Consider the following 17,855-nt stretch of genomic DNA (forward strand, 5'->3'; position numbering starts at 1 on the left):
TGGCTTTTTCTACAGCGGTAAACAACTGGAGCGAATCATGCACCAACACACAGAATCGATCAATAGCCACAACAATCTCGCGCCACGATTTTCACAATCGCAAAACGTGGCGCGGACAATGTCATCTCGGGAAATCGCCGATCTGGTCGAGGCCCGGCACAACGATGTCATCACCACCATCGAGCGTCTTTTTGCCAAAGGGCTTTTACGATCAGGTCGTAAAACTCGGCGTGAAGCCACTGGCGGCCGCCCCATCGATGTCTACGACCTGACCGAGCGTGACACGCATCTGGTTGTGGCTGGCTACAGCGATGAGCACCGCGCACGAGTTATCGACCGCTGGCAGGAACTGGAAGGGCAGGTTGCGCAACCACAACAGCTTTCCACCATCGAAATCCTGCAGATCGCCATGGAGTCTGAAAAGGCCCGCTTGATGCTCACCGCCCAGGTTGAGCAGCAGGCGACCAAGATCCACTCCCTGGAGAACCTGTTCAAGGAAGGCATGACACACACCCAGTTCTGCAAGGGCCTCAATGGGGTCAATGTCATGCAGGTGGGCAAGTACCTGGAAGCGCGCAGTTGGCTCTACAACGAGAGCAAGTCCGGGCTTCGCCACCGCGTTGGCTCGTACGCCCGCGACAAGTACATGACCGAGCACCAGCACGAAGTCACCCCGCACGGCAAAGACCCCTTCATCTCCTACACGCCGATCCTGCTTAAGAAGGGCGCCGCACGCCTTTATGACCTGTACCTGTCCAACGAACTGCCTATGAAGAAGACCTGGGACGGTCTGTTTACCCATGACAAGGCTCTACGAGGTGCAGCGTGAGCGTTCAATCCATGACCTGGGCCCTTGATCAGCGAGATATTCGTGACGCTACTGCGCGTCATGTGCTGCTCTGCCTGGCGAACTATGCAGACAAGAATGGCAAGGCCGCTTTCCCTTCCGCAAACAGCCTGAGCGAAGACACGGGCCTTTCCGTTCGTACCGTTCGCTACAAGCTCGACCACCTTGAAGAGATCGGAGCAATTCGTCTCGGTAATCAATCCATTGCTGCTGCCTACATTGACCGTCACGACCGCCGCCCAGTTGTCTATGACCTGTGCATTGAACGGGGTGCATCTCCTGCACCCGGTGATAAACGGGGTGCAAATGAAGACACAGCGGGGTGCAACTCAGAACACAACGGGGTGCAGCTCACGACCGAGCGGGGTGCAGGGGCTGCAGCCAATCCACCCTCTAACCATCCATTAACCATCAATGAACCGAAAGAGCAGGGCGCTGACGCGCCGCGCAAGCCTGCCAGGTTCGATCCGCTGACTGCCAAGCCGGAAAACGTAACCGTCGAAACCTGGGCTGACTGGTGCCAACACCGCAAGGAAATCCGCAAGCCACTGACCGCCAAGAGCTGCGAGCAACAAGCCAAGGCGCTGGCGGGCCATCCGACACCAGACGCGGTGCTGTTCACTTCGATTTCCAACGGCTGGACCGGTATTTTTCCTGACAAGCCATCCGCACCGAACAACGTCCACCAACTCCCGATCAGCCGCCACACCCTGACCGCTCCCCGCGATTACAAAGCAGGCACCAAGGAGAACGCCAATGGCACGTTCCGTCTCTGAACTCGGCCCGCACCTGGACCGCAAGTTTGGTGTTATTAGCCGCCAGCCGGCGCGCTGTGACACCCACGGCGATTACTCGGCGGTGATGCTCAGGGGCGGCGGCGTGTCGGGCTGCCCGATCTGCGCGAGTGACAAGCGCGACATGGAAGAGCTTGAGCGCAAGCGCTTTCAGTTCAGGACGCTGCAGCACGACGCCGCCAAGATCCCCAGGCGCTTCGCTGACAAGTCCTTCGCCGACTTTGTCGTGTCGTTGCCGGCCCAGCAGGTCGCTCTGGATGCCTGCATGGAGTACGTCGACAACTTCTCGAAACACAAGCGGCAAGGGCGCTGCATGTTGCTACTGGGTAAGGTCGGTACCGGCAAGACGCACCTTGCCACATCCGCGGCGAGCTCACTGATCAACGAGCACATGGTCAAAGCGATCTACCGCACTGTCGGCTCCGTCATCGGCGATATCAAGGCGACCTTCAGCGACAAGTCTGGCGAAACCGAAGCTCACATCATGCGTGAGCTGATTGGTGCTGACCTGCTGGTACTGGACGAAGTGGGGGCCACCAAGCAAAGCGAGTTCGAGTTGGCCACGCTGTTCAGCATCATCAACGGCCGGTATGAGCAGGGGCGCCCGATGATCATAGTCAGCAACCTGTCGCCGGCCGAATTGAATGATGCCCTGGGCGTTCGCTGTGTCGACCGTATCCGCGAGAACGGCTGCATTGGTGTGGCGTTCGAGTGGGAATCGCAGCGCGGCAAGGAGGGCTTCTGATGTCCGACAAAATCTCAGTCAACTGCCAGGCCAAGCTCTCTGAGGCTATCACCAAGTTGAGCGCCATGTACCGCGACAAGAAGTTCGTGGTGGTCTCCTTGCGCCCGGGCAAGGACCGCACGCTTGACCAAAATCGGTTGTGGTTCGGGATGTACAAGCGAATCGCCGAGATGACCCATATAGGCGACGCGGCTGACGCCCGGCGCTACTGCAAGCTGCACTTTGGCGTGCAGATCCTGCTGAACGAGGATGCCGGGTTTCAGGCCGAGTGGTATCGCGTCATGCGCCATCTCCCCTATGAAACGAAGCTGGCCATGATGGGCGAGTGTCATTTGTTCGGACCTGACGGTTTCCCGGTGACCAGCCTGTTCAACCGCGCCCAGGGCATCAATTACACCGACCGCATCGCCGCCTATTTCACAGGCCAAGGTGTGGTTTTCACTGATCTACTCAGCAAGGAGGCTGCATGATCGCCAAGCAACCCAAACCGAAGAAATGCAAGAACCCGGCATGCGGCGTCAGCTTCCCGCCGCAGCGACTGGGGCAGGCCGTGTGCAGCCCGAAATGCGGCCTGGCCATCAAGGACGTGAACCAGGCGAAGGCGCGCAAGTCGCTGGCCCAGGTTGAGCGCCGCGAGATCAAGGCCCGTAAGGAGAAGCTGAAGAGCCGCGGCGAACACATGCGCGAGGCTCAGCAGGCGTTCAACGAATACATCCGCACCCGGGACCAGGCCGCCGGGCACCTCTGCATCTCCAGCGGCAAGCCGTTGGACTGGAGCGGTAACGCAGTAGATGCGGGTCATTACCGCAGCGTCGGCTCCGCGCCGCACCTGCGCTTCGATGAGCGCAACTGTCACGCACAGAGCAAGCAGGACAACCGATTCCTCTCCGGCAATGCCGTGGACTACAGGATCGGCCTGATCGCGCGCATCGGCCAGAAGGCCGTCGACGCCCTTGAAGCTGACCAGAGCGTGCGCAAGTACACCGTCGAGCAGATCAAGGGCATCAAGACCTACTACCGGGAAAAGACCAGAGAACTGAAGAAGGGGATCGCAGCATGAAACTGATCACCGCAAGGCAGGTGTGGACTGAGGCTCAGCACGAATCTAACGCGTCGATCAGCGCTGTAGCCATCGACAGGGCGGAGTCGGCGCCACTGAAGACTGGCGGTCGAATCGGCAAGCGTGACGCGAAGTTCCCTGCGATGGGCAGCGAGAAAGGCGAGGAGGCGGGATCCTTCTCGGTGCCGGGGCAGCGCATCAGCATCAGCGAAACGCGGCGCACGTCTGCCGGCCGATCAACCGCCCGGGCAGCTCACCTGGCCACGATTGGCAAGGTGCTGCGGGCCATCGACACGCTCCCGTTCCAGGTGCAGCAGTTCGGGCACTACCTGTACCACCCGGCTATGAACATGCGGCACCTGCTGAACGCGGTGCTGCTGATCACCGCCAAGGCGGCACTGCCAGACCTTACTTCGGCCAAGCGCGTGAAGGCGCAGTACCTGGTTACCCTGGCCCTGCAATCGTACAAGGGGGAGGTCGCCGGGTTGGCAGAGTGGGGGCCGGCGCGGGTAGCCGCCGAGATGAACACGTTCTTCGGCGTGACCATCGATCCGAAGAACTGGACACGTGACTGGCTCGACCTGTGGGAATCTCTGAAAGAAGTGATAAAGGAAGTGGATATCCAGGCTCAACAACCTCTATGGCAGGTGATTCACTCGGAAAAAGATCAAGAGGCGGCATAATTATATTGACATGACGGGGTTTTGCGCGTACTTTTCCCATAGTGCACAAGTAACGCGAAACGCACACGAAACCCTGAACCCGGCCGAGAGCCGGGTTTTTCGTTCTGGTAATATCGAATGCTGCCTAATTCATGGAGCTGGGTATGCCAAGAGCAATATTTATCGATAACTGCGCTTTCGATAGGCTTTTTGAACTAGGTCTCGATCTCGCCCAGATAGGCGGGGATGAGTTCCGGTTTTATGTCACCGGGGAAGTGTTGATTGAGATCGACGCGATACCCGACACCAAGGAAAAGGAAGAAAAGAAGCGTTGGATTTCTAGGGTTGCCAGGAGCGAAATTGTTGCAGAAACTGGGTATTTTGGATTTGCCGAGGATCCTAATGCATACGGATTTGACCAAGGCTTCCTCGCCGATCTTTCACAAGTCGAATATCTCACAGAAACAACAGCAGAGCTCGGTCCAGCGCGGCCAACGGGGCTTCCTCGAAATCATACTGATCGCCTCCTGCTTTCCCATGCCATTATTTGGGCTGTCCTCACCGACGAGGCTCGCCTTGGAAATGGAACACTGATGAGTCTAGCGCTTGAACGCGGAGCTACCGTGATTCGGATGCGTGATTTTGATTCCGAAAATGAATCATTCACCGAGTTTTTGAGGCGACACTTTCCTGCTGAAAATGCTCAATGACGCCCTGAACTCATTCGGGTTTTTATTACCTGAAATTTACCTGTCAACAGGGCAGCCCTCGGGAAGGCCTGGACGTCGATGGCCGGTAGTGCAACGTACGGAAATAACATCGGGATCCCGTGCATCCTGATCTCACTGTGCTTCCAGGGTGGCGCGAGACAGCACTAGCGAGGTCGATGCGGCGGGGCGTCGACGCTGGGAAAGTCTTTGGCGGAGGGGGGGGCTGGAATCACTCGCCATACACTTTCATGACCTGGACGCTAATCCAGGTCATCAAGAACGGTATTATGGATAGGGTTTAAAGGCCCATTCGGCGGGGTAATTGACTGCTTGCTCTGCCAGAAACACGTGAGTCATTACTTGTGGATTCCCACCTTCCTTTTTCTGGCGGAAATGGTACGGAGGGATGTTGTGCTTGATGCCTTGTGCATCAATTTGTCCGTAGCCTGTCATTTTGACTTTAGCTTCAACATCAGCGGGTGTGATGTCGACTTTAAATCGCTTGGAAATAGCCTCACTGATTTCTTCTATAGGTATAGGTTGATTCAACTTCCCAAACTTGGCTTCGTACCAAAGATGATCGTAGATCGCTCGATCCAGATCAAAATCATTTTCGCTCATAAATTTCCATTTTCCTCAATGCCCTAGCCGTCATGGCGAGGGTTTCGCGCTTTCAATATCCCACGAATACTTTTACGGAGTCGAGCGCATGGAGTATCTACAGCGCCTGCTCGACAAGATCGACAGGTTCGAATTGCTGATTGCTGGCCTGGTTGGGGCCGTGATCGCCAGTTGGTGGCACAAGGACGACCTGAACGACTGGCGCGCCTGGATGATCTTCCTCATCACGGGCATGGCCTGCTCGATCTACCTCACTAGCATGGTCAGCACCTACCTTGGCGTGACCGAGCCGAAGATCGTCGCCGGTATTGGCTTCCTGCTGGGCGCATTCGGCGGTTCGCTCCTGGCGGCCATCAATCGAGCCATTAAATCCGCTGACCTCTGGGCGCTTATCCGCCAGCGGTTCGGGGGAGGCAATCCACCATGAATCTTGAACTGATCAACTCCATCGCCTGCGGACTTATCGCGCTGTGGGCAGCCTGGTGCGTACTGAGCGGGAAGGTGAGGGACGGGATCCTCGGGAAGCTGATCTACTCGGCCATCGCCATCAGCGGCTTTGTCGTAATGGCGCGCAGCCAGAACATCTTCTTCGGCCCGACCAGTGCTGGACTGACGCTGCATGTGTCCCTGGCCCTGGCCGGTGCCCGGCACATCTTCATGGTCACTTACTGGCAGCGGGTGAAGGTCTGGCTATGCCGGACGCTGAACTGTGAGCACTGCCTGCACTATGACAAGGCGCCAGGTGGTGTCGAGCGCCGGGGTAAGTAATCCGCGCCACGTTTTCGAATGCGCCAAATCGTGGCGCGGCATTGGAGCGAAAGATGAAGCTGATACTCAAACGGATCGAGAAGACCGTGCCTATACAGGCCCTTTGCGATGCCGAGCCAAAGCATGTCGGTATCGGTGAGCTCGGACCATTTGCCCTCCACACTGAAGACGGTCAGATCCTCCCGTGCCAAGTATCCACCAGCATGGCTAGCGAGCGCTCCAAGTGTGAACTCACCGTTGTTTTCAAGCTGGATGGCGACAAGATAAAGGTAGAGGGCGACGAATGAACAAAGTCACCCGCCTGCGCCACGCGCTGCCGATGAGCCAGGACATCAATGCAGCGGTAAACGCGCTCGACAAGGCCATTGCCGATGCCGTGGACGCCGCCAAGGCTGCCGGGCTGCCCCAGGGCCTGATCGTTGGGTTGCTCCACGGCCACGCACACGCACAGACACACCAGATGGTGACCTAATGACCGCCACCATCCACGACATCGCCGACCAGCGCCCGCACCTGATGGTGGTAGCCAGTGATGGTGCCCACGTAATCCCGCACGCCCTGGTTCAATCGGTGATCGCTGGCGACAAGCCTTCCTCGATCCTGACTGAGCCGGTGGTGAAGCGGATCATTGAAGAGTGGCTGCAAAAGCTCACCGAATAAGGATTCCCGATGACTACCAAGCAACCCGACTGGGAGGCAATCGAACGTGCCTACCGGGCTGGTTCGCTTTCCCTGCGTGGAATCGCCGACAAGTACGACACGAACGAAGGAACGATACGCAGCAGAGCGAAGAAGCATGGATGGCTGCGAGACCTTACTGATCAGGTTCGAGCCGCAACCAGTGGCAAGCTTTCACGCAAAGCTTCACGCACGGACGTCACGCAGTTGGATGTGCGTGAAGATGCCCAGATAATCGAAGAGGCTTCCACTGAGGCGGCTTCGATCGTTATCGCTCACAGGGCAGATCTGTCTCAGTGGCGAGCCATTGCGAACAAGCTGCGCAATGCGCTGCAAGGCATCGAAGTAAATGAGGACAACCTCGGCGAATTTTCGCGATCTCTGAATGCTGGTGTGGATGCTCAACTGAAAGTTATCAAGGGAGAGCGCCAGGCCTATAACCTGGATACTGAGGGTGGTCCGACTGATGCTGACGAGTTCACCAAGCTATTGGATGAGTTAGAAAAGGAAGGCTGAAATGAATCCCGAGCACTTAAAGCTGCTCCGGGACAAGCGATGGCGGTTGAACAACCTCTACTTCATCACGGACAAGCAGGGCAAGAAGGTCCGCTTCCGGATGACGGACGAGCAGATCGAGTACTTCGACGGGATGCACACCCGCAACATCATCCTGAAGGCTCGGCAGCTTGGCTTTACCACTGAGTGCTGCATCATCCAGCTGGACGCGGCGCTGTTCGAGTCGGCCAAGTGTGCCTTGATCGCTCACACCCTGAACGATGCCAAGCGCCTGTTCCGGGAGAAGGTCAAGTATGCCTACGACAACCTACCGGCGTTCATTCGCAGCAAGAACCCAGCAAAGAATGACGCGGCGGGCGAGCTTGTATTCAGTAGGGGCGGGTCGCTCTATGTGTCCACGTCCTTCCGGGGCGGCACGCTGCGTTACCTGCACGTGTCCGAGTTCGGGAAGATCTGCGCCAAGTTTCCCCACAAGGCCAGAGAGATCGTCACCGGCGCCTTCGAGGCTGTCGCCACCGATTGCTTCGTAACGATTGAATCGACGGCGGAGGGCCGGGCGGGCTACTTTTTCGACTACTCGCAGAGTGCGGAGCGCCAGCAGCTAGCTGGCGTGACCCTGGGCTTGCTGGACTGGAAGTTTTTCTTCTTCTCCTGGTGGAAGAACAAAGCCTACTGGCTTGACCCGACCGACGTGGTCATCCCGCAGCGCTTGACCGACTACTTCAACGAACTGTTCGCGAAGCACGGCATTGACACGAACCCCGGCCAACGCGCCTGGTACGCGGCCAAAGAGAAGACGCTCGGCGCGGACATGAAGCGGGAATACCCGTCGATCCCTGCTGAAGCCTTCCAGCAGTCGATCGAGGGCGCCTATTACGCTCAACAGTTCACCAAGCTGTATGCCGCTCAGCGCATCGGCACTCTGCCAAACAACAGCCACTTGCCGGTGATGACCATTTGGGACATCGGCGTGAGCGACTCTACCGCCATTTGGTTTGTGCGCCAGGTCGGTGAGCAATACCACGTCATCGATTACTACGAGAACTCAGGCGAAGGCCTGCGGCACTACATGAAGGTGCTTAAGGACAAGGGTTACACGTACTCCGAGCACTGGGGCCCGCACGACATCGAGAATCGTGAGTTCGGTAGTGATGCGAAGACGCGCAAGGACATAGCCCGAGAGGGTTACGAGATCGATGGCCAGGTTTACCGGATGACGTTCCAGGTTGTCCCGAAGATCGGGGTGGACGACGGCATCGAGCAGGCCCGCGAAATTCTGTCCAAGTGCGCCTTCGACGAATCGAAGTGCGAAGAGGGCATTGCCTGCCTTGAGAACTATCGCAAGGAGTGGGACGACAAGAAGGGCTGCTGGAAAGACAAGCCGCTGCATGACTGGACGTCTCACGGCTCCGATGCATTCCGGTACTTCGCTGTCGCCAAGAGCGCAAAGAAGCCGGTCAAATCAATCAAAATGGGATTCGCACGCTAATGGCAGACGTCACATACACCCGCCCGGAATACGACGCGGCACAGTCCCGTTGGCGGCTGGTGCGCGACGTGTGCAAGGGCTCCGAGACGGTAAAGGGGCGCGGCGATGTGTATTTGCCCAAGCCCAATCATCACGACACCAGTCCTGAGAACATCGAGCGGTACAAGTCGTACAAGCAACGCGCCGTGTTCTACAACGCCACCGGACGGACCAAGCACAGCCTGGTGGGAGCCGTGTTCCGCACATGGCCAACGCTGACTGTTCCCGGTGCGCTCGATTACGTGGCCACCGACGTCGACGGGCAGGGCGTGAGCGTTTACCAGCAGTCGCAGTCGGTCATCGGGCACCTGCTCGAGGTTGGTCGGCACGGCTTGCTGGTGGACTATGCCGCGGTGCAGGCCGGCACGGTAAGCAAGGCAGATGAACAGGCTGGGCGTGCGCGTGCGAACGTTGCGAGCTACCCAGCCGAATCAATCAGGAACTGGAAGACCCGCAAGGTCGGTGGTCAGCACCTCCTGAGCCTGGTGGTGCTGCAAGAATCCGTGGACGTCGATACCGATGATGGCTTCGGCAGCGAAAAGGTTACCCAATACCGCGTGCTGCGCCTGGATGAGGCTGGCGTCTATACTCAGGAAGTGTGGCAGGAGAGCTCAAGCGAGACTTCGATGACCACTCCGCCATTCACACCACTGAACGGCACCGGTCAGCCCTGGCGCGTAATTCCCTTTCAATTTCTCGGCAGCGAGAACAACGACACCAGCATCGATGACTCGCCGCTGTACGACATGGCCGTGCTGAACATCGGCCATTACTGCAACAGTGCGGACTACGAGGACTCGGTGTGGTTTTCCGGGCAGCCACAGTTCTGGATATCCGGCCTGGACGAAGCCTGGCGCGATCACCTTGAAGCCAACGGCATCTATGTCGGCTCCAGGGCTCCGCTGACGCTTCCTGCCAATGGGTCGTGTGGATTTGCTCAGCCTGAGCCCAACACGCTTGTAAAAGAGGCGATGGACGCCAAGAAAGAGGACATGGTTTCGCTCGGCGCCCGACTGATCGAGCGTGGTAGCGCGGTGAAGACCGCAACCCAGGCCGACAACGACAGCGCCGCCGAACACAGCGTTCTCTCTCTGGTTGTGAGCAACGTCAGCGAAGCGTACAGCCAGTGCCTTGAGTGGATGGCTGAGTTCGTAAACGCTCCCGGTGAAGTGGTCTACAAGCTCAACCAAGACTTCAGCCAGATCACTCTGGATCCGACGATCCTGGTGGCACTGTTCAATGCGGTGCAGGGCGGGAAGTTACCGGAAGGCGACTTCTGGCAATACCTGCGCGATCGTGGCGTGATCAACCCGGAGAAGACGGACGACGAAATCCGGGGCGAACTGGAAGCGCAAAGCACTGGGCCTGACCTGGATGACGACGAGGTAATTCCGAATGGCGGCAAACCAAGCAATCCTTGACGCCACCATCCGACACGCCGTTTTCCTGGAGCAGCTGAAGTCGGGGGAGGTTGCGAAGTTCGCACCCTTCCTCAAGGAAATTGACCGTTCGATCCGCGAGCGACTGACCCGGGCGGACCTGACGGATTACACCGTCGCGCGGCTGGAGCGGTTGCTGGGCGAGGTTGATAGCCTGCTGCTGGGAATCTTCGACCGGTATAGCGAGAAGCTGAACCTCGACCTGGTGGACATCGCCAATTACGAGGCCGAGTTTGAAGCGACCAGCCTGACCCGGGCGGCACCGGTTGGCGTCACCTTCGACGCGGCGGTGCCAGGTGCGGCGGCAATCAGAGCGGCAATCCTCACCAATCCGCTCAGCGTGCGCGGTGCCGATGGCGGAAAGCTGCTCAAGTCGTTCATTGATGGCTTCACCGCAACGGAGCGGCAACGCCTCACAGGCGCGATCAGGCAGGGCTTCTTCGAGGGCCAGACGAACTTCCAGATCATCAAGAACATTCGCGGCACCAAGGCGCTCCAGTACAACGACGGCATCCTAGCCACGACCAACCGCAACGCCGGCGCCATCGTGCGGACGGCAGTGCAGCACGTTGCCACCCAGGCGCGCATGGAGACGCTGAAGGAAAACAGCGACGTCGTGCAATCGGTGGAGTGGGTCAGCACCTTGGATTCGAAGACCACCAGCCAGTGCCGGACGCTCGATAAGCGCCGATTCAAGCTGACTGAGGGGCCGAGGCCACCGATCCACATCAATTGCCGCTCGACGTTGGTGGCGGTGACGCGCTTCAGCGCTCTGTTTTCTAAGGATGCCACTCGGGCTTCCATCGGTGACGCCGGCGCCCAGCAGGTGAGGGCAGACCTCAGCTATTACGACTGGCTCCAGCAGCAGCCGGCAGCGTTTCAGGACAAGGCTATTGGCCCTGTTCGGGCGAAGCTTTTCCGTGACGGCGGCCTGAGTGTCGAGCGCTTTTCTGAGTTGCAGCTTGATCGCAACTTTTCACCGGTGACCCTTGCACAGATGAAAGCTCTTGAGCCTCTAGCGTTCGAGCGGGCCGGGCTTTAGAGTGCTGAATTGTCATCACTTCGGACCGTAGGCGCTTGCATGAAATGGATGTTTTGGGCTTTTGCGCTACTTGCGTGTGTGGTTTCGGGATTTCTAGGGCTGACAGCTGGCATCAACTTGAATCCACTGTCTACTGTTAAATTCGTGCCAAATTGGGGGAGTCTGGCCGATTGGATCTCCGGTTTCGGTTCTGTTTCGGCGGCAATCGTCGCGTTGTATTTAGCCGACCTTCAACGCAGAAACAATACCGCTAAAATCGAGATTAGCCAGTATTACAACACGGATAATTTTACGCTTGATATTGTATCTACAGGCGAAAAACCCGCGATTGTAAGAGGGGTGTTCATTCGATCCCCTCATCACAAGAAACAAATTTTATTTAATCGATCTCCTTTGACTGGGTACAAAGAGATCGTAGGGCGCTATGAGTACGGAGAGACAAAACGGCTCACCGTCGATAGTCATCTTTACTTTGGACTTGCACTGGAACTCAAGAGGGAAATCGGTAGCGACGATTTCGATGGCTTACAGCTCGTCGTAGGTATAGGAATCGCCGAGGTAGTAGTGGAACTAGATCAAAGCCTTGCTAGTCGGCTCCACGAGCGAATTCAACCCCCTCAGCTTTAAAGTACGGTCAATTCAAACAAGCCTCGCCAAGTGCGAGGTTTTTTTATGCCCGCAGGCAGGGCCTGCACCAACGTCTCTGGGAGACAACCAATGTTGAAATTCCAACTGGATACCCTGGAAGGGGTAGATGAAGCCGTGCGCGCTCTTTACACCGAGAAGGACGGCAAGTTCGTACTCGGCATTGAGGGGCTGCCGCAGCAAGAAGATGTATCCGGCCTGAAAGCCAAGGTTGATGAGTTGCTCGGAGAGAAAAAGCTGGCCGAGAAGAAAGCCCGCGAAGCCGAAGAGCTGGCCCGCACCGAGCGTGAAGAAGCCGCTCGCAAATCCGGCAACGTCGAAGAACTCGAGCGTTCCTGGTCTGAAAAATACACCCGCCGCGAAGCAGAGCTGAACGGCATGCTGGAACAGGAGCGTGGGACGCTGAGTACTCAGATCCGGGATCTGACCGTCGGCCGTACCGCTACTGACATCGCGTCCGCTCTGGCAATCCCAGGCAGCGCCAAAGCCCTGTTGCCGCATATCGAACGCCGCCTGAGCGTCGAGCAGCGCGACGGGAAGCCTGTTGTGGTCGTGCTCGACCAGCAGGGCAAGCTCTCGGCGGCAACGCTGGATGAGCTGAAAGCAGAATTCGCAAACGACACGGCCTTCGCGCCGTTGATCGCGGGTAGCAAGGCATCTGGCGGCGGGGCTGCTGGTGCTGGAGGTGGCGGCGGGGCCGCAAAAGGAAAAATCGGCGGCACCAAAGAGGAACGACAGGCCGCGATCGCGAGCCGGTTCCCGGATCTCCCACAATCGTAAGGAAATAACTCATGTCCCTGTCGCAAATGCAGGTTTTCAACGAATACATCATGCCAGCGACTCTCGAGACGCTGGATCAGTTTCTCGCCGCTTTCAACGCCGCCAGCCGCGGTGCAATCGTGCTGTCTCCGGATGGCTTCACTGGCGACTTCCTCCAAGAGTCGTTCTTCCAGACCCTGGCCGCAGCCCAGCGCCGCGTGGATCGCTACAGCGCGAACGCGGCGGTTGCTGCAACCGATCTGACTGAGCTGAAGAACACTTCGGTGAAGGTCGCCGGTGGCTTCGGTCCGATCCGCTACGAGCCATCGCAGATGACTTGGCTGGAGCGTCCAACCGCGCAAGGCATCGAAGTCGCCAGTCGCGCGTTCGCTGAAATCCTGCTGAAGGACCAGCTGAACACAGCGATCGCCGCCCTGGTTGCCGCGATCACCGCCCAGGCCGCCGCGGTCAACGATGTTTCGGCTACCGCTGGCATCACCTACGCTGGCCTGAACAACGCACACGCGAAGTTCGGCGACGCAAGCCAAAACCTGGTCACCCAGGTGATGCAGGGCACGAGCTATCACAAGTTGGTTGGCCAAAACCTGGCGAACCAGCAGCAGCTGTTCCAGGCCGGCAACGTCCGCGTGGTGGACATTCTCGGCAAGATCTCCGTTGTGACGGATGCCCCGGCGCTGATGCAGACCGGCACCCCGAACAAGGAAATCATCCTGTCCCTGGTGCAAGGCGCTGCGCTCGTTCACGACGGCCGCGACATCATCAGCAACGTCCAGACCGTTAACGGCAAGGAGCGTATCGAAACCACCCTCCAGACCGACTACACCTTCGGTTTGGGCCTGAAGGGCTACACCTGGGACACCACCACCGGCGGCAAGTCGCCTACCGACGCCGAACTGGCGACCGGTACCAACTGGGACAAGACTGCCACCAGCATCAAGCACACCGCCGGTGTGGCTCTGATCGGTGATGCCTCCAAGTAACCCCTGACAGTCAGGCTGGGCCCGGTGCCCAGCTTGGCGAGGAAACGATCATGAGCAACAAGAACATCTGGTATCTGCCTGGTCCGTTCCATCAGTACCAGCAAGACGTGAAGGCTCTGGCCAAGGCGAATGGCTTGCGCATCATCGATGCGAGCGCTACCGAAAGTCGTGAAGATGCTGCCGGCGAAGTGCCCGACGTGACCATCAAGGAACTGCCTACCGTGCTGCTGATCGGCGGCGGTAATTCCAGTGTCGATATCGACGCCTTCCGCGCCGAGCTTGAGTCTGTCGGCCTGATCGTCGAGTCATTCGCTGATCAAGAGCTGGCGCGGCCCGAAGGCGAGCTTGGTCCTATCGCTGGCCGCCTGTTCCAGGTTTTCGAGGCGGTAAACGCCGGCGTGGAAAGCCTCATCCGTGAGCGTGATGGCGAAGCTGAAAAGGTTAAGGCTCTGCAACTGCAGGTAGACGATCTTCTCCAGCAAGCCGCCAAGGCTCGCCTGGACGACCCGGACGCGAAGGAAATCGCCGACCTGAAGGCTAAGCTGGACGAAGCCAGGGTCCCATACCGGGCCAATGCCTCGAAAGAATCCTTGGAAAAGCTCGTCGCTGATCTGCCCAAGGCCTGATAATGCTGGCTGCCGGTGACCCGGTGGCCAATTTTCAAACCATTCCAGCGAGTTGACGCATGACACTCATCATCGAGGACGGCACCGGCAAGCCTGACGCCGAAAGCTACGCGAGCGCCGAGGACCTGGCCATGTATGCCGTGAAGTTCGGCACGGTCATCCCCGTAGGAGTTCCCGAGCAAGAAGCGCTGCTGCGCCGGGCCGCCTTGGCAATGGATGGCATGACCTGGAAGGGGCGCAAGACGAACAGCGAGCAGGCACTGTCTTGGCCGCGCCGGGAAGTACTGCTGGATCATGAGATCAAGCCGAACAACTACCTGCCGGCGCGCATCCAATACGGGCAGATGGCCCTAGCAGCAGAGATTCATCAGGACGACATCGACCCGGTGGAGAAGCGCAAGGGCGCAGTGCTGCTGGATCGTGTTGAGGGCGCGGTGACGCGGCAATATGCGGCTATCCCGTCCACCAGCAACCGGCTGTTGCCGGCGGCTCCAGATCGGCCGAGCGCAACGCAGTTCGCCGACTACCTACAAAAGCGCGGACTGTTCGCAATCCGCGCATAGGAGCAACGGAGACCACCATGGCCACCTTCTACGACGAAATGGCCGTGATGGCTCTGGAGATGATCACAGAGTTCGGCCAGCCCGTGACCATCAGCAAGACGGTGCCGGGCGAGTATGACCCGGAGACGGGCGGGGAAGCGCCAGGCGCCACTGTTGAGCAAATCGCCCAGGGCATCCTGCTCGACTTCACCGGCCAAGAATTTCAAACCAACAGCCTCATCAAGCAAGGCGACAAGAAGCTCAAGATCGCTGCGCAGGGCATGGCCTGGGTTCCGGGCTTGCTAGACAAGGTTGTCGCTCAGGGCCGCACCTGGTCAATCGTCCCGCCACTGAAAGAGGTAAATCCCGCCGGTACACCGATCCTGTATGAGCTGCAGGTGCGGTCGTGAGCCGGGCAGGCGCCGGACAGTCCGGCAGCTTCGCTCTGAGCCTGGCTGAGTTTGCCGCCCAGGCTACCGAAGCAATCGACGCAAGCCTGCGCGAGATCATCATCGAAGTCGGTAGCAGCCTGATCCGCATGTCGCCCGTGGGTAACCCGGAGATCTGGGCGCAGAACGCAGTGGCCACCCAGTACAACAAGGCCGTCGACGATCACAACAGCGCACTGCGCAGTGACCCGGCCAACCTCACGAAGGGTGGCAGGCTGAAGAAGGGCCGCAAGCTCAACGACGGCATGGACCTCAATGCGCCAGAAGGCTACGTCGGAGGCCGCTTCCGTGCGAACTGGCACATCTCGCTGGGGGTGGTCGAGAACGTAACCTTTGACGAGGTAGACCCAAGCGGCGCCGAGACTACCGCGGCACTGGTCGCAGCAATGAGCGACTTCACCGCCGGCCAGATGGCCTACATCATCAACAATTTGCCCTACGCGATTCCGCTGGAGTTTGGCCATTCGACCCAGGCCCCCGGCGGCATGGTCCGGGTAACTGTGGCTCGCTTTCAGCAGATCGTGCTGGAGGCCATCAGGAACAACCAGGTATGAGTCACGCAATCATCGCCTCGATCTACGAGGCAAAGCTGATCGCCTGGAACGCTGCCAGGTCGGAGAAGCTGAAGATCGTCTTCGAGAACACGGCCTACACGCCGGCGGCGGGCGAGACCTACTTGCAAGCCTTCACTATCCCGGGCGACACCGCGAGCAACACGCTCGGCGGTGATCACCGGCTGTTCACCGGCGTGTTCCAGGCCAGCATCATCGCACCGGCGGGCACGGGTAAGACCAAAACGAACCCTATAGCGGCTGAACTGACCGATCTGTTCCCGCTATACGCCAGGGACACGAAGGGCTCTGTCGTCGTGGTGACGATGTCGCCTGTCGACCAGGGCCCCGGCATCACCGGCGATTCCACCTACACCGTCCCGGTCTCGTTCTTGTACCGAGCCGACACGAACTGATCCCGCCCACTGGGCAAACCCACGAACCCGCCATTGAGCGGGTTTTTTCATATCTGCAAAGAGGAAATACCCATGGGCTACAAAATTCCGGACGGCGGCACCTTCCAGCACGGTGCCACCTATGGCCCGGACATCCCGTTTTCGGCACTGAGCAACGCGGCTGAGGCCGTGGCCACTGTGACTGGCGGCACACTGTCGGCTGGCGACATCGTGATCGTCACATCCGGCTGGACTCGCCTGGGCAACCGGGTTGTTCGTGTGAAAGCTGCCACTGCCACCGCCATCACCCTCGAAGGCATCGACACCACCGATGTGCAGGTCTACCCGGCCGGCTCCGGCATCGGTTCGCTGAAGAAGGTGCTGACCTGGGTGCAGATTCCGCAAATCACTGACGTGGCTTTCGCCGGTGGCACCCAGAACTATCTGGACGTGGTGTTCCTGGAAGACAAACAGGGCCGCCAGATGCCAACCGACAAAGCGGCGGCCAGCTTGGCACTGACCATTGCGGATGACCCGGGCCAGGCATTCAACGCCATCCTGCGTGCAGCGGATGCCAGCCAGACCATTCAGGCTGCGCGCCTGAACCTGCCGGGTAACGACACGCTGTTCTACGGCGCCTTCACCTCCTTCTCCAATCAGCCGACTGTGTCCCGCAGCAACTTGCTGACCCGCACCGTCAACCTGGCGCTGCAGGGCGAACCGACCCGTTACCTGACTGCGGTGGCGTAACCCATGGCAAAGATCAGAATCGCCCAAAACCCGACGTTCAAGGCCTTCGTGTCGATCCCTATCGTTGGTGGTGAGCCCGAGAAAATCGAGTTCACCTTTAAGTATCGGGATCGCCTGGGGCTTGCCGCTCTGTTTGATGAGTGGAACCTGAAGCGCGATGAAGCTCGGACCGCCCTGGGTGAAAGCCCAACGCTTTCCGAAATCGTTGCTGCCGACACTGAGCAGCAGTCGCAGCAGATCAAGGACCTGGTAGTCGGCTGGGGCTTCGACGACAAGTTCGACGACAAGAGCATTCGGGCGCTGGTGACCTCCTGCCAGGGCGCCGCTGAGGCGGTCGTGAATGCCTACCAGAGCGCATTCAATCAGGCCCGCTTGGGAAACTGACGGACGCCGCCCGCGCTCTCTACGCGCCGGCGGTACCTTCTGAGTTGATGGGCCTGTTCGGGCTCACCCCGAGTGACCTTGAAGAGGTGACCGAGGTCTGGCCCTGCAACTGGCCGGCGTTCTTCCTGTTCAACCGGATGTCGACTCAGTGGCGGGCGGGCGCCGGTGGCGCGATCGGTCTCGACTACACCTGCATCCGCGACGTGGCCGGGTTCCTCGGCATCAAGAAAAAGAAACTCGCTGAAATCTTCCCTGACCTTCAGGTGCTGGAAGGCGAAGCCCTGCGCGTTATGGCGGAGGAAAGGGAAAACAGCCCGTAACCACGGGCACTTATTCAAGGTGA

28 protein-coding genes are annotated in these 17,855 nt (G+C 58.8%); 27 read left to right on the forward strand and 1 reads right to left on the reverse strand.

Translation table 11 applies throughout. The features are described 5' to 3' along the window. Positions 1–37: 37 nt before the first annotated feature. The 7 genes from HX786_RS00775 (at position 38) to HX786_RS00805 (ending at position 4,818) form a co-directional block, all read left to right on the forward strand. Positions 38–829, forward strand: coding sequence for a Rha family transcriptional regulator (locus tag HX786_RS00775; protein WP_372846091.1), 792 nt, complete (start codon positions 38–40; stop codon positions 827–829). Further along, a complete protein-coding gene (locus HX786_RS00780) occupies positions 826–1,623 on the forward strand; it encodes a helix-turn-helix domain-containing protein (protein WP_178911566.1) in 798 nt (265 codons plus the stop codon). Before HX786_RS00775 ends, HX786_RS00780 begins: the two co-directional genes overlap by 4 nt. Beyond that, complete coding sequence (locus HX786_RS00785; RefSeq protein ID WP_178911567.1) at positions 1,604–2,386, forward strand: ATP-binding protein; 783 nt, start codon at positions 1,604–1,606, stop codon at positions 2,384–2,386. The genes HX786_RS00780 and HX786_RS00785 overlap by 20 nt, the downstream gene beginning before the upstream one ends. Further along, entirely contained in the window at positions 2,386–2,856 is a 471-nt protein-coding gene (locus tag HX786_RS00790; protein ID WP_178911568.1) for a hypothetical protein, read from the forward strand. Before HX786_RS00785 ends, HX786_RS00790 begins: the two co-directional genes overlap by 1 nt. Continuing rightward, the gene (locus HX786_RS00795; protein ID WP_178911569.1) at positions 2,853–3,446 is read left to right on the forward strand and encodes a recombination protein NinG; all 594 of its coding nucleotides are present in this window, start codon (positions 2,853–2,855) and stop codon (positions 3,444–3,446) included. The genes HX786_RS00790 and HX786_RS00795 overlap by 4 nt, the downstream gene beginning before the upstream one ends. Then, positions 3,443–4,129: a hypothetical protein gene (locus HX786_RS00800; protein WP_178911570.1), complete on the forward strand. Its 687-nt coding sequence runs from the start codon at positions 3,443–3,445 to the stop codon at positions 4,127–4,129. Before HX786_RS00795 ends, HX786_RS00800 begins: the two co-directional genes overlap by 4 nt. Before the next feature lie 143 nt (positions 4,130–4,272). Continuing rightward, the gene (locus HX786_RS00805; RefSeq protein WP_178911571.1) at positions 4,273–4,818 is read left to right on the forward strand and encodes a hypothetical protein; all 546 of its coding nucleotides are present in this window, start codon (positions 4,273–4,275) and stop codon (positions 4,816–4,818) included. 285 nt (positions 4,819–5,103) lie between these two features. On the opposite strand, the gene HX786_RS00810 is transcribed toward HX786_RS00805, so the two are convergent. Further along, positions 5,104–5,439 (reverse strand): hypothetical protein, encoded by a 336-nt coding sequence (locus HX786_RS00810; RefSeq protein ID WP_178911572.1) that lies wholly within the window; start codon positions 5,437–5,439, stop codon positions 5,104–5,106. Positions 5,440–5,527: 88 nt separating this feature from the next. Here HX786_RS00810 and HX786_RS00815 point away from each other — a divergent pair, with 88 nt between their 5' ends. The 20 genes from HX786_RS00815 to HX786_RS00910 all read left to right on the forward strand — a co-directional run bounded on the left by HX786_RS00815 (position 5,528) and on the right by HX786_RS00910 (position 17,832). Further along, complete coding sequence (locus HX786_RS00815; protein ID WP_003218335.1) at positions 5,528–5,866, forward strand: hypothetical protein; 339 nt, start codon at positions 5,528–5,530, stop codon at positions 5,864–5,866. Then, positions 5,863–6,207 carry a hypothetical protein gene (locus tag HX786_RS00820; RefSeq protein ID WP_178911573.1) on the forward strand — a complete coding sequence of 115 codons (345 nt, stop codon included), beginning with the start codon at positions 5,863–5,865 and terminating at the stop codon, positions 6,205–6,207. The genes HX786_RS00815 and HX786_RS00820 overlap by 4 nt, the downstream gene beginning before the upstream one ends. A gap of 53 nt (positions 6,208–6,260) precedes the next feature. Next, the gene (locus tag HX786_RS00825) at positions 6,261–6,494 is read left to right on the forward strand and encodes a hypothetical protein (RefSeq protein ID WP_178911574.1); all 234 of its coding nucleotides are present in this window, start codon (positions 6,261–6,263) and stop codon (positions 6,492–6,494) included. Beyond that, on the forward strand, positions 6,491–6,679 hold the full coding sequence (locus tag HX786_RS00830; RefSeq protein ID WP_178911575.1) for a hypothetical protein: 189 nt from the start codon (positions 6,491–6,493) through the stop codon (positions 6,677–6,679). Before HX786_RS00825 ends, HX786_RS00830 begins: the two co-directional genes overlap by 4 nt. After that, on the forward strand, positions 6,679–6,867 hold the full coding sequence (locus tag HX786_RS00835; RefSeq protein WP_178911576.1) for a hypothetical protein: 189 nt from the start codon (positions 6,679–6,681) through the stop codon (positions 6,865–6,867). Before HX786_RS00830 ends, HX786_RS00835 begins: the two co-directional genes overlap by 1 nt. Before the next feature lie 9 nt (positions 6,868–6,876). Further along, positions 6,877–7,401 carry a hypothetical protein gene (locus HX786_RS00840; protein ID WP_178911577.1) on the forward strand — a complete coding sequence of 175 codons (525 nt, stop codon included), beginning with the start codon at positions 6,877–6,879 and terminating at the stop codon, positions 7,399–7,401. Position 7,402: 1 nt separating this feature from the next. Continuing rightward, a complete protein-coding gene (locus HX786_RS00845) occupies positions 7,403–8,890 on the forward strand; it encodes a terminase (protein ID WP_178911578.1) in 1,488 nt (495 codons plus the stop codon). Further along, positions 8,890–10,350: a DUF4055 domain-containing protein gene (locus HX786_RS00850; RefSeq protein WP_178911579.1), complete on the forward strand. Its 1,461-nt coding sequence runs from the start codon at positions 8,890–8,892 to the stop codon at positions 10,348–10,350. The genes HX786_RS00845 and HX786_RS00850 overlap by 1 nt, the downstream gene beginning before the upstream one ends. Then, the gene (locus HX786_RS00855) at positions 10,325–11,410 is read left to right on the forward strand and encodes a minor capsid protein (protein WP_178911580.1); all 1,086 of its coding nucleotides are present in this window, start codon (positions 10,325–10,327) and stop codon (positions 11,408–11,410) included. The genes HX786_RS00850 and HX786_RS00855 overlap by 26 nt, the downstream gene beginning before the upstream one ends. Positions 11,411–11,449: 39 nt before the next feature. Further along, complete coding sequence (locus tag HX786_RS00860) at positions 11,450–12,037, forward strand: hypothetical protein (protein ID WP_143495478.1); 588 nt, start codon at positions 11,450–11,452, stop codon at positions 12,035–12,037. A 90-nt stretch (positions 12,038–12,127) separates the two neighbouring features. After that, on the forward strand, positions 12,128–12,835 hold the full coding sequence (locus HX786_RS00865; RefSeq protein WP_087694007.1) for a hypothetical protein: 708 nt from the start codon (positions 12,128–12,130) through the stop codon (positions 12,833–12,835). Positions 12,836–12,846: 11 nt separating this feature from the next. Continuing rightward, positions 12,847–13,815, forward strand: coding sequence for a major capsid protein (locus tag HX786_RS00870; RefSeq protein WP_178911581.1), 969 nt, complete (start codon positions 12,847–12,849; stop codon positions 13,813–13,815). A gap of 50 nt (positions 13,816–13,865) precedes the next feature. Further along, a complete protein-coding gene (locus HX786_RS00875) occupies positions 13,866–14,441 on the forward strand; it encodes a hypothetical protein (protein ID WP_178911582.1) in 576 nt (191 codons plus the stop codon). Between the two features lie 59 nt (positions 14,442–14,500). Continuing rightward, on the forward strand, positions 14,501–15,004 hold the full coding sequence (locus tag HX786_RS00880) for a DnaT-like ssDNA-binding protein (protein WP_178911583.1): 504 nt from the start codon (positions 14,501–14,503) through the stop codon (positions 15,002–15,004). 17 nt (positions 15,005–15,021) lie between these two features. Continuing rightward, on the forward strand, positions 15,022–15,393 hold the full coding sequence (locus HX786_RS00885) for a hypothetical protein (protein WP_178911584.1): 372 nt from the start codon (positions 15,022–15,024) through the stop codon (positions 15,391–15,393). Beyond that, entirely contained in the window at positions 15,390–15,986 is a 597-nt protein-coding gene (locus tag HX786_RS00890; RefSeq protein ID WP_178911585.1) for a hypothetical protein, read from the forward strand. The genes HX786_RS00885 and HX786_RS00890 overlap by 4 nt, the downstream gene beginning before the upstream one ends. Then, positions 15,983–16,399, forward strand: a complete 417-nt coding sequence (locus tag HX786_RS00895) for a phage tail terminator-like protein (RefSeq protein WP_178911586.1) — start codon at positions 15,983–15,985, stop codon at positions 16,397–16,399. Before HX786_RS00890 ends, HX786_RS00895 begins: the two co-directional genes overlap by 4 nt. 72 nt (positions 16,400–16,471) lie before the next feature. After that, positions 16,472–17,128 (forward strand): phage tail protein, encoded by a 657-nt coding sequence (locus HX786_RS00900; protein ID WP_010211415.1) that lies wholly within the window; start codon positions 16,472–16,474, stop codon positions 17,126–17,128. A gap of 3 nt (positions 17,129–17,131) precedes the next feature. Continuing rightward, positions 17,132–17,512 carry a phage tail assembly chaperone gene (locus tag HX786_RS00905; protein ID WP_178911587.1) on the forward strand — a complete coding sequence of 127 codons (381 nt, stop codon included), beginning with the start codon at positions 17,132–17,134 and terminating at the stop codon, positions 17,510–17,512. 47 nt (positions 17,513–17,559) lie between these two features. After that, on the forward strand, positions 17,560–17,832 hold the full coding sequence (locus tag HX786_RS00910; protein WP_177054260.1) for a DUF1799 domain-containing protein: 273 nt from the start codon (positions 17,560–17,562) through the stop codon (positions 17,830–17,832). The last annotated feature ends 23 nt before the right edge of the window (positions 17,833–17,855 follow it).

Origin of the sequence: Pseudomonas sp. 21615526 (genome assembly GCF_013386245.1) — a bacterium.
Taxonomy (GTDB): domain Bacteria; phylum Pseudomonadota; class Gammaproteobacteria; order Pseudomonadales; family Pseudomonadaceae; genus Aquipseudomonas.